The organism is Acidimicrobiales bacterium, assembly GCA_041394185.1.
Classification (GTDB): Bacteria; Actinomycetota; Acidimicrobiia; order Acidimicrobiales; family Poriferisodalaceae; genus JAAETH01.
The window spans coordinates 1,255,735-1,270,212 of sequence record JAWKIQ010000001.1; the positions used below are offsets into that span (position 1 = coordinate 1,255,735).

The window sequence follows — 14,478 nt, forward strand, 5'->3', positions numbered from 1 at the left end:
CAAGTCGGCCGAGTGCGATCAGGAGCGATCGTCGTCCTCGGAGTCGTCGCCCTCGCCGTCGTCGAAATCGGCGTACTTGCGGGCCAGCTCGGCGTATTTGTCTTCCTCGTCGTCGTACTCGTCATCGTCGTCGTCGAAGTTGACGCCGGTGTCGGGCAGGGCGAACGGGTCGGGAGCGTCGAGATCGAACTCCTCGAGGTTGAAACTCGAGGAACGCTGAAATCGCCGTGCTTCTTCGTAGCGGCGATGTCGACCTTTCTTCACCACGTGGGCGCCCTCCTGGCCGCGGACCTTGGCGAGTGTAGTGCCACAGGCGACCCAGAACACGACACGAAGCCCGAAAAACCGCAGGTCACAGCGATTTCACCTCTCGACGAGCACCAGCGAACCATCGTCGAAAGCGAGGGCCGCCTTGCCCTCCACGAGGGCTCGCACGCGTGTGCCGATGAGCTCGTTTCGCCAGCCTTCGCGCAGGGCGGCGTCGGGTTCGTCGCGCAGGAAAGACACGATGTCTGACCGGGTGGCCAGCAGCGTCGGATCGAGGTCTTCGTCCCTGGCCAGCTGGCTGATCCACGCCGAAACCAGGGTAACGGCCGGGCGCAGGCGCCGCTCGAGGGTTTGTGTCGTCGAAGACGTGCTCTCGATGTCGCTCTGGGGCATCTGCTCGCCGCGCGCCACCGCATCGAGTATTTGGGGCCCGGCCCCGTCTTTCAGATGGCGCCCGTCGAGACCCCGCACCGCCTTGAGCTGGTCGATGGTCTTGGGTGCGTTCTGGCTGACGGTCACCAGCGCCAGATCAGACAACACGAAACGCACCGGTTGATCGGTGGCCCTGGCGGTGCGCTCGCGCCAAGCTGCCAGTTCGCTGGCAATACATCTGGCCTGGCCGCGAAGATGCCTGGCCTCCTTGATCTTCAACCAGGCCAGGTTGGGGTCGCCGTCGGCTATGGGCTTGGCTCGCAGCTTCTCGCACTCGCCCGCTGCCCAGGCGACACGCCCACGCTGTTCCAGATCGGCGAGTAGCAGATCGTGGATCTCTTCGAGATGCAGCACGTCGGACGCCGCGTACTCGCGCTGGGCCTGGTTCAACGGGCGCTGGAACCAGTCTGTGAGGCGATCGCCCTTGGGCAGGCGCCGCTTCAGGAACCGATCGGAGAGGGTCGACAGCGAGGGTGAGCTGAGACCCACGAAACCTGCGGCTATCTGGGTGTCGAACAGGTCGGTCGGAACGGTGCCGCAGGCCCGGGTCAAGACCTCGAGGTCTTGTTGTGCCGCATGCATGACCACCACACCCGGGCTTTCGAGAGCCTTCGCCAGCGGGGCGATGTCGACGGCCAATGGGTCGATCAGCACAACATGTTCGGCGTTGTCCCACGCCAACTGGACCAGCGCAACCTTGGGGTAGTAGGTGCGCTCGCGGTGAAACTCGGTGTCGAGCGCGAACCTGGGGGCCTCGCAGATCGCCTCGACGACCTCGTCTAGGCCTTGTTCGGTGTCGACCCATCGGTAGCTCTCGCCGGCGGCGCGGGGCTTGGTGCGCCGTTCGGGCTTGTTGTTCCCCTTTCGTGCGCGACTCACGGAGCCTCAGCCACCGTTGTGTCGACTTCAGGCATCAGGGGTAACTCCTGGGGTGTTCGGATGTACAGCGGACACAGACGTTACCGTTCGGCACGACCCGAGTGTTGCTGAACAAATTCTGCCAGCTCGCCCGGCGTGTTGATGTTGACCAGATGTGTGGCCGGCAGTTCGACCTCGACGCTAGCAAGGCGGTCCAGCACCGACATGACCGAAGCGGGGCCCTCGGCGATGGCATCGAGCACGATGGGCCGGGTCGGCCCAGACCTCCACACCGACACCAGGGGGTGGATCTGCACGCCCGAGCGGGCAACGGCGACGTCGGCGGCCGGCTGGCTGCGCAGTGCAGCCAACAGAGTCTGTACATCGTGCGCGTCGATGCCCGGAACATCGCAGGTGCAGACCATCACCGTGTCGGCCAATGCCAGAGCGGTGGCCACGCCGCCCAGGGGGCCGCGACCTTCGGCTATGTCGTCGATGACCTCGCACCCCGCCACAAGGCCGGCACGCCGCGACATCGAACCGGCCACATAGACGCGTTCGATACCTGCCGCACGCAACACGTCGGCCACGATTCGCACCATCGGCACATCGCCCACCGGGACCAAGGCCTTGTCGGACCCCATGCGCGTCGACCGGCCTCCGGCCAGCACCGCGCCTACGAGGTCATCATTCGCCAGCGGGAACCCCTGACGGGTCGAGTTGGAGCAGGAACTGGGCGCAGCGCTCTTCCTCGTCGGCTTCGCCGATCTCGGCCGCAGAGCGATGCAGGCCCAGCAACGAACGCAAGAACCCGCGGTTGGTGTCGTGTGCCCACCTCACATAACCGCTGCCCCGCCAGCCGTTGGCCCTCAGGGTGTCGAGGCCCCGGTGATAGCCGACACGAAACGCCGCATAACGCTCGACGGGGTCGCGTCCCAGGCAGCCCAGCGCAGCCCAAGCATCGAGATAACGCGGATAGCGGGCCACGACCTCTGCCACCGCCGCCCTCTGCTGGTCGGCGGGCCGGGAGAGGGCCGCGGCCAGAGCCTGCGATTGCTCGGCAGGCACCTCAGCGATGATCGTTTCGGGCGGTCCCGAGGGTGTCAGGCTGACGTTGCTCATAGTCGAAACGTTAGCGCGGCAGCCCTTAGTATCTCCTGGATGCGTATAGCGATCGGTTCCGACCACGCCGGCTTCGAGCTCAAGCAACACCTAGTCGAGTACCTTCGATCCGAAGGCCACGACGTGACCGACTTCGGTACCAACTCGACCGAGAGCTGCGACTATCCACCCATCTGTGCTGCGGTCGGACGTGCGGTGGTGGCCGGCGAAGCCGACCGCGGAATCGTGATGGGCGGCTCGGGTCAGGGCGAGCAGATCGCCGCCAACAAGGTCGCCGGCGTCAGGGCCGCGCTGTGCCACGACCTGTGGATGGCCCGCATGTCCAGGCTGCACAACGACGCCAACGTGTTGTCGATGGGAGGCCGGGTTGTCACCCCGTTCATGGCCGAAGAGATCGTCGATCTGTGGCTGGCGACCGAGTTCGAGGGCGGGCGTCACCAGCGCCGCATCGATCTTCTGACCGACCTCGAAAGCTGACGTTTGCGCGGTACTCTCCGCGAACATGCCCGAATGGCTCGATGCCGAACGCCTCGCCCAAATCAGCATGGGCGTGATGTTCCTGTTGGCGGTGGCCGCCGTGATGGTGGCCAAGATCGTCAAGACCGTGGTCACCAAGACCGTCTACCTGTTGTTGATAGCCCTGGCGATCTTCGCCGTGTGGACCCAACGCGATGCCCTCAAAGAATGCCAGGCGACGTGCTCTTGCAGCCTGTTCGGCAAAGAGGTCACGGTGCCCGACAATCCGGCGTGTGGCGACGCGGCCATGACGCTCGACGTGGGCGCCATCATCGGCTCGATCCTCGATCGCTGACCGACCCCTGCCGGGTCTAGGGAATGGTCATCACCCGAAGGGTGTCGGTGGCCCGGGTCTCGGTGCTGTGACCCGATATCACCACCACCGTGTCGCCGGTGCGCAGGCCGTACATGTCGCGCGACATGTGCAGGGCGTCTTGGACCATCTCGTGCGACGTGGTGCGGTCGGGCTGCAATGCCGGCTTGACGCCCCAGCTGAGCGACAGCTGGCTGACGGTGCGGTCTTCTGAGCTGAATCCCAGGATGGGTGTGTCGGGCCGAAAGCGTGCGATAGAGCGCACCGTGTAGCCGGTGCGGCTCAAACAGATGATGGCCGCAGCGTCGAGCTGGCGCGACACCTCCCACGCCGCGGGTGATTGCGTCTGTGGTGCGATCGGATGCCTGCACCACCCCGCGGTTTGGCTGCGGATCGACGTGATGCGCTCGGCCCACTTGTCGTAGTCGAACGCGGCATCGGCGCGCTGGCATATGCGGGCCATGATCTGAACCGTGTTCACGGGGTCGTGCCCCACGGCCGTCTCACCAGACAGCATCACTGCGGACGAACCGTCGAAAACGGCGTTGGCCACGTCGGATGCCTCGGCCCTGGTGGGTGTGGGCGAGGTGATCATCGACTCGAGCATCTGGGTGGCGGTGATGGCGGGCCGCCCCTGGGCGATGCACTCGGAGATGATCTCCTTCTGGAGGTGCGGTATCTCCTCGATGGGGCACTCTGCGCCCAGGTCGCCGCGGGCCACCATGACCGCGCCGGAGGCATCGATGATGCTCTCGAGGTTCTCGACCGCGGCACGAGTCTCGATCTTGGCCACGACCAGCGGGCCGCGCGGAGCCGGTTCGACCCCGAGGCGGCGAATGTCGTGGGCCGACCGGGCAAAGCTCAACGCCACCATGTCGACGCCGTGCTCGACGAACGCGTCGAGATATTTGAGATCGACATCGGTCGGGGCGGTGACGCGCAGGCGATCGCTGGGTATGTGCAGACCCTTGCGCCCCTCCAGCAGGCCGCCGTAGGCGACGCGTGCGATCAGGTCGTCGCCGTCTTTGGCCTCGACCACCGCTATCACCTGGCCGTCGCCGAAGGCGAGTTTGTCGCCAGTGCGCATGTCGAGGGCGATCGTCTCGTAGTCGACCTCGATCATCTCGCGGTTCGACGCCTTGGAGCCCGCGGTGACCCGCACCCGGTCGCCCTCGGCCAGCGTCACGCCACCCTCGGGGAACGGGGCGGTGCGAACCTTGGGGCCTGGCAGGTCGGCCAGCACACCCACGTGTTTGCCGACGTTCTCGGCGGCGCGACGCACGGCCAACATCGTCTCGAGGTGATCGTCGAGGTGGCCATGGGAGGTATTGATGCGCGCCACGTCCATTCCGGCGACGATCATCTCTTTGAGGATCGCGTCGTCATTCGAGGCGGGGCCGATCGTGGCGATGATCTTCGTGCGCCGAGTCATAGGTCGGAAGGGTACCGCGCTAGCCTCGGCGCACGTGGAGCTGATTTTTGTCCGTCACGGACTTCCCGAACACATCGAAACCGAAGACGGGTCGCCCGCCGACCCACCCCTGGCCGAGCTGGGGCGCCGTCAGGCCGAGGCCATGGCCGCATGGCTCACGCAGGAACAGATCGATGCCATCTACGTGAGCCCGATGAACAGGGCCCGCGAAACCGCACAGCCGCTGGAATGGGCGCTGAAGATGGAAGCCATCGTCCGCGACGACCTGGCCGAATTCGACCGGCACCACACTTCCTACATCCCTTCCGATGTGTTGAAGCAGACCGACTACGAAGCCTGGCAGCGCCTGATGCAGGGCGGGTACGAGGGCATGGGCGACTCCACCACCTTCCAGGACAAGGTGCTGGCAGAGGTCGCGCGCATCGCTTCTGACCACAAGGGTCAACGGGTTGCCGTGGTATGCCACGGCGGTGTCATCAACGCCTATCTGAACGACGTGCTCGAGCGTGGCCGCGACCGTTTCATGTTCTGCAACGTCGACTACACGTCGATCAGCCGGGTGCTGGTGGCGTCGTCTGGTCAGCGCAGCCTGATGTCGATCAACGAGACCGCCCACATCCGGTCGCTCCCCCACCCCCGCGATTTCAAGTAACCCATGAAGCCGTCGAAGCGATGGCTCAGCATTGCGGCCACCATCGGCATCGTGTTCGCGTTCGGGGCGGTGATATGGGTTCGCGTGGCCGATTCGCGCCTGCCCGACCCGATCGGATACCCCGAACTCGACGTCGGCGCTCGGGTGGTGCAATGGGGCGCCAACGACGACAGGCCGTTGTACCTGCACCTGCTCGGCAGCGATCAGGTGCAGCAGTCGGCTCTGCCCGCCATCTTGTTCGTTCACGGCGCCCGGGGTAATCCGGGCGATTTCCAGACCCAGGCCCAGGCGTTTGCCGACGCCGGGGGCATTGGCGTGCTGGTCGAGTATTCGACGTTCGCCGAAGGTGCCGACACCGAACGACAGGCTCGAGACCTGTTCGACGTGGTGAGCTTCGTACGCAACAACGCCGACGACCTGGGGATAGACCCCAACCGCATCACCGTCGCGGCGGCGTCGGCGGGTGCCAGGGCAGCGTCCAGGTCGCTGACCGACAACGACGACGCCGGGGTTCGACCCAACTCGTTCGTGTGGTTGAACCCGGCCCTGGGTCTGGTGCGCTGGCCGCCCGACACACCCACCGTGCCAACCCTGGTGATGCACGGCGACAGCGATGCCCTTGTCGAGATGGAAGACGTCCTCGATCTGTGCGTGTCGATGGGCGACGACTGCGAGTACCGCGTCGCCGCCGGTGGTGGTCACGGTTTCTTCAACGAAGACCGCTACCGCGACGAGACCACCGCCGAGTTCGTCTCCTGGGTACTCGCCCTCGGCGGCTGAGCCACCCGCTGACCACGCCCTGTGGGAAGTCATGGTCGCGTTTCACAGCTTCTCGCCTGGTAGCTCGCACGCCTGCCGGAACCACTCGGAAAGCTGTTGTTCGTCGAGTTCATCGTCTTCGAGAATGTCCAGGTAGCGGACGCTGGGGTGCTTGGCAGACTTGGGCGGTTCGGGGTCGAGCGATGCGCCGTTGTGGAAAGCGATCTGGACCTTCTTGGTGAAGCAGCGGAACGAAGCGAACACCGTGTCGGCGTCGGCCCCGTACAACGGCTGGTTCCAACGGACCTTGCGGTACACGCCGGGGACTGCGTCGACGATGAGCCGGTCGATGCGTTCGCCGATGTCTCGTTTCCACTCCGGCATGTGCTCGATGTAGAACCGCACCGGCTCCTCGCCGTCACCCTTGGGAACCTGGGGATTGTCCCCGGACAGCAGTTTCACCTCGGTGGGTCGTTGCCAGGCTGTCATGACAGAAGCTCCTCGACTGCGTCTCGCCTCAAACACCGGTGTTCACAGGGCGCCAGGCGACGTCTGAACACCGGTGTTCGCGAAGGTGCGGGTTGGGCACCTTTCTAGTTGAGTCTGGCCCGCAGGATGGTGGCTCGCTTCAGCAGGTCGTTCGAGCGGCCGGGGTTGGCCTCGGCAGCCGCCTCCAGAGACGCTGCGGCGCCGGCCAGGTCGCCAGTGTCGGCGGTGAGGTTCGCCAGCACCAGGTGGTGGCGCACATCGGCGCCCGGGATGGCGCAGGTCATCCGTTCGACGGCCAGCAGCCCCGACCGGTCGTCGGAACCCGAGTAGATCGCCCGCAGGTTGTTGAGCATCCTCGAAACCACCTGCAGAGGGGGTGCGGGCCGCAGCATCGCAGGAGTAACCCGTCGCCCACCCACGAAGGGCGACAGCAGTGCCTCGACACCGTCACGGTTCAGCTCGGCGCCCCGGTTGAAAGCGTCGTACCAGAGGCCCGACAGCCGGTCGACCACCAACACGTGGCCTGGCGAATTGGTCAGCGACAGCTCGAGGCCCACCGAACCGCCCACGTCGGCCATCAGCACAGCGAGAGTTATCGGAATGCCCGTGCGGTTGTCTAGAACCAGGTCGAGGCGGCTGTTGGCCGGCGAGTAGTACTGGCCGCTATTGCCACGAAACCCCAGCTCGTCGAACAACAACTCGTTGACACCCGCCAGATCGGGTGTCAGAACCAGACGGGCAATCGAGTCGAGCTGGGCGAGCCGATGGTCGATGTCGACCTCGTCTGGTGCCAGCACTGCCGCCAGCGCCAGGGCGATCTCGGCGAGCCGCACGTGCTGGCCGTCGGCGGCAGCCTCGACCAGGTTGGCGAAGTGCTCGATGCCCGATTCGTTCACGCGTGACGCTCAGGAGAACGTCGAGCCGGGTGTGTACATCGTGTCGCGATAGTCCTCGAGCATACGCAGCGTGGAAAACGCGTACACGCTCGTGGCGATCGATCGGCGCATCACCTGGACCCAGCCGCTGGGCACACCGTCGGTGCGGTCGAAGAACAGCGGCACCAATTCTTGTGACAACACCCGGTGGATCTCGTCGGCATCGAAGCGGTCTTGGGCGGCACGGGTGCGGCGCGGCTTGCGGGCGCCGATGTCGAAGCCGTTCTGCAGCGGGCCCGAACCAATGCAGGCCTCGTCCCACCAACCGTCCAGGATCGACGCATTGGGTACGCCGTTGGCGGCGGCCTTCATGCCGCTGGTGCCCGACGCCTCCAGCGGCCGCAGCGGGTTGTTCAGCCACACGTCGACGCCTTGCACCAGGGCCCGGCCGACCGAGATGTCGTAGTCCTCGATCAGCACCACCTTGCCGGCCAGCTTGGTGCTCTGAGACGCCTGGTACACCTTCGAGATGATCGCCTTGCCCTCCTCGTCCAGGGGATGGGCCTTGCCTGCGAACACGATCTGCACGGGTCGCTCGTCGTCGCCGACCAGCTGGCTCAGCTTGGCCAGGTCAGACAACACCAGGTCGGCGCGCTTGTAGGCCGCGAACCGGCGGGCGAAACCGATGATCAGCGAGTTCGGGTCGAGCACGCCGTCGAGGGCGCGAAGCTGCTCTGGGCTTTCGCCATATCGCACGTGCTGACGCCGCAGGCGCTCGGTGACGAACTCGCACAGGCGCGTCTTTTGTGCGACGTGGGCGTTCCACAGGTCGGCGTCGGAAACCTGGGCGATGGCCTCCCATGTGGACCTGGGCTCGACACCAGCGGCGGGCGCATCCTGGGCTGGGCTCAACGCCAGCGACGTCTGCCCGACCAGTTCGGCGCCAACCGAGCCGAACACCGCCGCCATCTCGGGACCGAGCCACGACGGCATGTGCACACCGTTGGTGACAGCGCCCACAGGCATGCCCACGACCTCGGCCCAGGTGTCGTCGGCGGTCTCGCCGTGCAGGATGCTGACGCCGTTGGCCTGGCGCGACAGGCGCAGCGCGAACGCCGTCATGTCGAACACACCGGGATCGTCCTGCGAGTCGCGACCGAGCTTCAGCAGGGCGTCGATGTCGGCTCCGGTCGCGGCCAGCATTGGTGCCAGCACCTCGGCGACCAGATCGGCACCGAAGCGTTCGTTGCCGCCGGCAACCGGTGTGTGGATGGTGATGATCGACGAGTCGGCCAGCGACGACGTGGCGGTCTCGAAATCGGCACCGGCGGCCATGGCCTCGACCGTTCGCTCGACCAACAACATCGCAGAATGGCCCTCGTTCATGTGCCACACGCCAGGCTCGATGCCCAGCGCGCGCAGCACCTTCACTCCGCCGACGCCCAGCACGACCTCTTGCTGGAAACGCATCTCGCGGGTGGCGTTGTAGAGCTGGGCGGTGATGGCCCGGTCGGCAGGCTCGTTGGCGTCGATGTCGGTGTCGAGCAACAGCAGTGGAACCCGACCCACCTCCATCAGCCACACGCCGGCGTGAACCTGTCGACCAGGGAACTCGATGCTGACCGTCAGGGGCTCGCCACCCTGTGCGTCCAGCACCTGGCGCAGCGGCGCCAGCCGCGGGTCGTACCTGGGATAGGCCTCGACCTGGCGGCCCGAAGGGTCGAGCAGCTGCCTGAAGAAGCCCAGGTGGTAGAACAGCCCCACTGCCACGAACGGCAGGTCCATGTCGCTGGCTTCCTTGCAGTGGTCGCCCGCAAGGATGCCGAGCCCACCCGAGTACTGGGCGTAGCTCTCGTGGATGCCGTACTCGGCGCAGAAATACGCCACCGGGTTGTCGCGGCTCATCCCCGGATGGTCTGGCGCCTGGGCGTCCAGGTAGGCATCGAGCTCGGCGGCAGCCAACGCGACTTCGGCCACGAACGCCTGGTCGGAGGCCAGGGTCTCGAGGTCGGCTTCGACGAGCATCTGCACAGGGCTCATACCGGCATCGAACTTGACGGAGTCGATCGAACGGAGCACCCGGCGGATGGTCGGGTTCCACGCCCAGTACATGTTGTGGCACAGACGATCGAGCGCGGCGATGGGCGCGGGCAACGAGCGGCCTGGCGCGGTGGGGATCGAACGGTAGGTCATCGAGAGGTCGTCCTGACTGTCGGAACAGCAGATCAGTATGCCGAACTCACGTCGGCTTGGCGGCCCTGTCGATGAGTGATACGGGTCAGATGCTGCGACCCGCAGCCTCCCAGTACTCGTCCTTCAACAGCCGCTTGTAGAGCTTGCCCGTCGGATGGCGCGGCAACTCGGGCCTGAAATCGATGGAGCGGGGGCACTTGACGTCGGCCAGATGCTCGCGGCAATAGGCGATGAGCTCGCGCTCGAGCTCGGGGCCCGCATCGGCCATGTCGCGGGGTTGCACAACCGCCTTGACCTCTTCACCGAAGTCGTCGTTGGGAATGCCGAACACGGCAGCGTCCATCACCTTGGGGTGCAGGATCAGCTGATTCTCGGCTTCCTGGGGATAGACGTTGACGCCACCGGTGATGATCATGAACGCCTTGCGGTCGGTCAGGAACAAGAACCCGTCCTCGTTCATGTAGCCGACGTCGCCCAGGGTCGACCATTCGGGATGATCGGGATGGCGCGACCCCTTCGTCTTTTCCTTGTCGCCGTGGTACTCGAACGTTCCGCCGCCCTCGAAGTAGATGGTGCCCGATTCGCCGACAGGCAACTCGGTGCCGTCCTCGTCGCAGATGTGAACGGTGGCGGTCAGCGGCATGCCGACGGTGCCGGGGTGCTTGAGCCACATCTCGCTGTTGCAGTAGACGAAGCCGTTGCCCTCAGAGCCGGCGTAGTACTCGTGGATGACAGGACCCCACCAAGCGATCAGCTCCTGCTTGACCTGCACCGGGCATGGCGCAGCAGCGTGGATGGCGACCTTCATCGACGACACGTCGTACTTGCTGCGCACCTCCTCGGGCAGCTTCAGCATGCGAACGAACATCGTCGGAACCCACTGGCTGTCAGTGGCCCGGTGTTTCTCGATCAGCTTGAGGGCCTCTTCTGCATCGAAGTGCTCCATCACCACGACCTTGGCGCCCAGGCGCAGCATCGCCAGACAGAACCGCAGCGGTGCAGCGTGATACAGCGGGGCGGGCGACAGGTAGACCGATTCGGCACTGGCGCCGAACAGACCGGCCACCAGGGCCTGCACGCCGGGTGCAGTGCCGTAGGCACCCTCGGGCAGCGCGGTCAGGACGCCCTTGGGCTGGCCGGTGGTGCCCGACGAGTAGAGCATGTCCGACCCCTCAGACTCGTCGTCGATGGGGGTCGTCGGGTAGCCGGCAATGCGATCCTCGAACGATTCGTGGCCCGTGCACGTGCCATCGATCATCAGGCGCAGCTGCACGTCTGGGGTCGTCGGCACGATGGCTTCGGCGACATCGCGCTTGTAGTTGGTGGCGATGAACACCTTCGAGTTCGAGTTGTTGACTATGTAGGCGGTCTCCTCCTCGTGGAGTCGGCTCGACATCGCCGTGTAATACAGCCCGGCCCTATGAGCGCCGAAACACAACACGAAATACAGCGGATGGTTCTCGGCCACGAACGCGATGTGATCGCCACGCTGCAAGCCGAGATCGCGGAACATGTGAGCGACCTGGTTCGACTTGGCCTCTAGTTCGCCGTAGGTCACCTCTATGCCCGATGGTTCGAGCACGTAGGCAACGCGGTCGGGGCCGGTGGCGGCGTGGATGCCGGGGTGCAGCAGCTGGACTTCTTCTTGCGGCAAATCGGTCATGACGGCCGAAGCTACATCGCGCGCCCACGTGCAACCACAACGAGGTTCGCGATACTGGAACCGTGAACTCCGAGAACCTGCGCATCGCCACCTTGGTGCCTGCGGCCACCGACATCGTGTGTGCTCTGGGGCTCGGTTCCAGCATCGTCGCCGTCTCCCACGAATGTGACCATCCGATGGCCGAGGGACTGGCGGTGGCGACCAGCTCGAACGTCCCGGCTGCCGGGGTGGGAGGCGAAGCATCCGCCTCCGAAGTCGACGCCGCCGTCAGTGCTGCGGTGGCTGCGGGCCAGGCCCTTTACGGCGTCGACACCGGCCTGTTGGCGTCGCTGGAGGTCGACTTGGTGGTCAGCCAGACGATCTGCGACGTGTGTGCCGTACGCAGCGATCACTTCTCGCACGAATTGGGGCCCGATGTGGCCTTCGTCGATCTCAACGCAACGTCGGTCGAGGGGCTCTACGCCGACATCGAGGCCGTAGCTGCGGCCCTCGGCGTCACCGATCGCGGCGAGGTCCTGAATCGAGCCGTGGCCCAGCGTTTGGCGGCCGTGCGCGGTCGAACCCGCGGTTCGACGCCGTTGCGGGTAGCCACCATCGAGTGGACCGATCCGCTCTTCATCGGCGGACACTGGGTACCCGAGATCGTCGAATTGGCCGGCGGGGCGAACTGCCTGGGCAGCGCCGGCACCCCCAGCCACCGCATCGCAGCCTCAGACCTGCTGGCGGCCGATCCCCAGGTGGTCCTGGTGCTGCCGTGCGGTTTCGACCTGGACGGCGCCCACGAGGAGGCCGCCCGAATGTCGACCACCAGCCTGGTCGACCTGCCGGCTGAATGTCAGGTGTGGGCCCTCGACGCAAACCGCCTGATGAGCCGCTGCACCCACATCGTTGCCACGGCGGTCGAGACGGTTGCCGCGATCCTGTCGGGCGACGAACCCGATGGTGCGTGCGCCCGTAGGATCCTGCGGTGAGCCTCGCCCATCCGTTCTTGGACCATCCGGGGCCCATCGCTTTCGCCCACCGTGGCGGGGCCATCGACCAGCCAGAGAACACCTTGCCGGCATTCCAGAACGCGGTCGATCTCGGCTATCGCTATATCGAGACCGATGTCCACGTCACCGCAGATGGGGTTCTGGTGGCGTTCCACGACTCGACCCTCGACCGCGTCACCGACGCGACGGGCAACATCACCGACCTCACGTGGGCCGAGGTCAGCCAGGCGCTCGTGGTGGGGCTCGACGGAACAAAGGCTCCGATTCCGCGTCTGGACGAACTGCTCGAGACGTTTCCCGACATCAGGTTCAACATCGACCCGAAGCAACACTCGTCGGCCGAACCCCTGATGTCGCTGTTGGCCCGATTCGACTGCCTCGATCGAGTGTGTGTCGGCTCGTTCAGCGACAGCCGCCTGCAGAGCTTCCGGGCCCGGTTCGGCGATCGGATCTGCCTGGGCCTGGGGCCGCGCAGCATCGCCAAGCTGCGCCTCAGTTCGATGGTTCGTCGCGCACCGTCACTTCCGGGCCACATCGCACAGGTGCCGCCGACCCAAAAAGGTGTGCCGATCGTCGACGCGAGGTTCGTCGAAACCGCCCATGCAGCCGGCCTGCAGGTTCACGTGTGGACCATCGACGAGCCCCGGCAGATGCACGAATTGCTCGATCTCGGCGTCGACGGAATCATGACAGACCGGCCCGCCGAACTACGTCGAGTGTTCATCGAGCGGGGTATCTGGCACTGAAAGTGGCAAAATCGACCTCTTTGAGTGAATCCCTTCACAAATTCGGTTTGGGTCCACCACTTTTGCGCCGAAAGCTGTTGTCCTACTGCGTTCGACGAGCCGGAAACCCCGGCAGACCAAGGAGAAACAATGGCCACCAAGGCTGAGATGATCCAGGCCGTTGCCGATCGTGCCGGCAGCGACAAGAAGACCACCGAGGCAGTTCTGGCTGCCTTCTTCGATCACACCGCGGAGCAGGTCAAGGCCGGCGAGAAGGTCGCATGGCCCGGTTTCGGTTCGTTCTCGATGGGCGAGCGCGGTGCCCGCAAGGGCCGCAACCCCCAGACCGGCGAAACCATCAAGATCAAGAAGAGCCGCTCGCTGAAGCTCACCACCAGCGCCCCGATGAAGGAATGGCTCCTGTCGGCCAGGAAGAAGCGCTAGTCGCTGCTTCACTGCACGAACCGAACTTGACGGCTCCGGGTTTCGCACCCGGGGCCGTTTCGGATTTTCGGGCGCCATTCAAGTCGGCATGCCTTGCGGTCGACAGGAACACCATGTTTGGTCTCAACAGGCGCGTGGTCGCCCTGCTGATGCTCCTCTTCGTGAGCATCACCGCGTGCACTTCATCGGCTGACGCCGACAGCACTGGCGACGGCGGTGAAACCCAGCCGACCGAGAGTCAGAACGACTCTCAAACCGCAACCCCGATTTCGGACTCGCCAGACGGCGCGGCCAGAACCGACGACACCGCGGCCCCGGTCGAGAACAACGAGCCCGTTGCCGACGGAACCGTGCTGGAGGACCCGGACGGCATCTACGACGACACAAGCATCGAAGAGGTCATCGCCCTGTGCTCGGGTGAGGGTGTCAACGAGGCCTGTGGCCAGCTGGGTATGCGCCTCGCCGACGTCGACACCATGACCGACACCGACCTCAAAGCCGCGCGCTGCACGGCCGCTCAGTACCTGGCGGCTGGTCAGGCCGAGCGATTCGGCGCCGTCATCACCCTGTCGGTCATTGCGGGCGACTCCGATGCGCCGGGTGTGAACGAGGCGCTCGAAAGCCTGCGCGCCGCAAGCGCAGATCCCGAACAGCTCGATGCTGCCGCCGCCCACGTCGCCGCCTGGGCCTCAGGGGGCTGCTGACCCTCACCCGCACGCAGCTCTGGCGTTATCTCGTCAGGCCTG

General features: G+C 65.5%; 17 protein-coding genes. 8 read left to right on the plus strand and 9 right to left on the minus strand.

All coding sequences use genetic code 11. The features are described from left to right. Nucleotides 1-18: 18 nt before the first annotated feature. From R2770_05895 to R2770_05910, 4 genes are all read right to left on the minus strand, one after another. Nucleotides 19-264: a hypothetical protein gene (locus tag R2770_05895; GenBank protein MEZ5279984.1), complete on the minus strand. Its 246-nt coding sequence runs from the start codon at nucleotides 262-264 to the stop codon at nucleotides 19-21. A 99-nt stretch (nucleotides 265-363) separates the two neighbouring features. After that, nucleotides 364-1,578, minus strand: a complete 1,215-nt coding sequence (locus R2770_05900) for an HRDC domain-containing protein (protein ID MEZ5279985.1) — start codon at nucleotides 1,576-1,578, stop codon at nucleotides 364-366. A gap of 80 nt (nucleotides 1,579-1,658) precedes the next feature. Next, a complete protein-coding gene (locus R2770_05905) occupies nucleotides 1,659-2,228 on the minus strand; it encodes a molybdenum cofactor guanylyltransferase (GenBank protein ID MEZ5279986.1) in 570 nt (189 codons plus the stop codon). A 16-nt stretch (nucleotides 2,229-2,244) separates the two neighbouring features. Continuing rightward, on the minus strand, nucleotides 2,245-2,679 hold the full coding sequence (locus R2770_05910; GenBank protein ID MEZ5279987.1) for a DUF3151 family protein: 435 nt from the start codon (nucleotides 2,677-2,679) through the stop codon (nucleotides 2,245-2,247). A 39-nt stretch (nucleotides 2,680-2,718) separates the two neighbouring features. Here R2770_05910 and rpiB point away from each other — a divergent pair, with 39 nt between their 5' ends. Next, nucleotides 2,719-3,156: a ribose 5-phosphate isomerase B gene (gene rpiB / locus R2770_05915; GenBank protein ID MEZ5279988.1), complete on the plus strand. Its 438-nt coding sequence runs from the start codon at nucleotides 2,719-2,721 to the stop codon at nucleotides 3,154-3,156. Between the two features lie 25 nt (nucleotides 3,157-3,181). Next, on the plus strand, nucleotides 3,182-3,490 hold the full coding sequence (locus R2770_05920; GenBank protein ID MEZ5279989.1) for a hypothetical protein: 309 nt from the start codon (nucleotides 3,182-3,184) through the stop codon (nucleotides 3,488-3,490). A gap of 16 nt (nucleotides 3,491-3,506) precedes the next feature. Here R2770_05920 and pyk read toward each other — a convergent pair whose 3' ends face one another. Further along, entirely contained in the window at nucleotides 3,507-4,940 is a 1,434-nt protein-coding gene (pyk, locus tag R2770_05925; GenBank protein MEZ5279990.1) for a pyruvate kinase, read from the minus strand. Between the two features lie 34 nt (nucleotides 4,941-4,974). On the opposite strand from pyk, the gene R2770_05930 reads away from it, so the two are divergent. Next, entirely contained in the window at nucleotides 4,975-5,592 is a 618-nt protein-coding gene (locus R2770_05930; protein MEZ5279991.1) for a histidine phosphatase family protein, read from the plus strand. A 3-nt stretch (nucleotides 5,593-5,595) separates the two neighbouring features. After that, the gene (locus R2770_05935) at nucleotides 5,596-6,372 is read left to right on the plus strand and encodes a hypothetical protein (protein MEZ5279992.1); all 777 of its coding nucleotides are present in this window, start codon (nucleotides 5,596-5,598) and stop codon (nucleotides 6,370-6,372) included. Between the two features lie 42 nt (nucleotides 6,373-6,414). On the opposite strand, the gene R2770_05940 is transcribed toward R2770_05935, so the two are convergent. From R2770_05940 to R2770_05955, 4 genes are all read right to left on the minus strand, one after another. Next, nucleotides 6,415-6,840, minus strand: coding sequence for a DUF1801 domain-containing protein (locus R2770_05940; GenBank protein MEZ5279993.1), 426 nt, complete (start codon nucleotides 6,838-6,840; stop codon nucleotides 6,415-6,417). Nucleotides 6,841-6,944: 104 nt separating this feature from the next. Then, a complete protein-coding gene (locus R2770_05945) occupies nucleotides 6,945-7,736 on the minus strand; it encodes a transglutaminase-like domain-containing protein (GenBank protein MEZ5279994.1) in 792 nt (263 codons plus the stop codon). A gap of 9 nt (nucleotides 7,737-7,745) precedes the next feature. Further along, the gene (glgP, locus tag R2770_05950; GenBank protein MEZ5279995.1) at nucleotides 7,746-9,908 is read right to left on the minus strand and encodes an alpha-glucan family phosphorylase; all 2,163 of its coding nucleotides are present in this window, start codon (nucleotides 9,906-9,908) and stop codon (nucleotides 7,746-7,748) included. A gap of 85 nt (nucleotides 9,909-9,993) precedes the next feature. Next, nucleotides 9,994-11,571, minus strand: coding sequence for an AMP-binding protein (locus tag R2770_05955; GenBank protein MEZ5279996.1), 1,578 nt, complete (start codon nucleotides 11,569-11,571; stop codon nucleotides 9,994-9,996). 62 nt (nucleotides 11,572-11,633) lie between these two features. Here R2770_05955 and R2770_05960 point away from each other — a divergent pair, with 62 nt between their 5' ends. The 4 genes from R2770_05960 to R2770_05975 all read left to right on the plus strand — a co-directional run bounded on the left by R2770_05960 (nucleotide 11,634) and on the right by R2770_05975 (nucleotide 14,436). Beyond that, nucleotides 11,634-12,542: an ABC transporter substrate-binding protein gene (locus R2770_05960; protein MEZ5279997.1), complete on the plus strand. Its 909-nt coding sequence runs from the start codon at nucleotides 11,634-11,636 to the stop codon at nucleotides 12,540-12,542. After that, nucleotides 12,539-13,309 carry a glycerophosphodiester phosphodiesterase gene (locus R2770_05965; protein ID MEZ5279998.1) on the plus strand — a complete coding sequence of 257 codons (771 nt, stop codon included), beginning with the start codon at nucleotides 12,539-12,541 and terminating at the stop codon, nucleotides 13,307-13,309. The genes R2770_05960 and R2770_05965 overlap by 4 nt, the downstream gene beginning before the upstream one ends. A gap of 129 nt (nucleotides 13,310-13,438) precedes the next feature. Further along, a complete protein-coding gene (locus R2770_05970; protein ID MEZ5279999.1) occupies nucleotides 13,439-13,732 on the plus strand; it encodes an HU family DNA-binding protein in 294 nt (97 codons plus the stop codon). A gap of 113 nt (nucleotides 13,733-13,845) precedes the next feature. Beyond that, the gene (locus R2770_05975; GenBank protein MEZ5280000.1) at nucleotides 13,846-14,436 is read left to right on the plus strand and encodes a hypothetical protein; all 591 of its coding nucleotides are present in this window, start codon (nucleotides 13,846-13,848) and stop codon (nucleotides 14,434-14,436) included. Nucleotides 14,437-14,478: the final 42 nt, after the last annotated feature.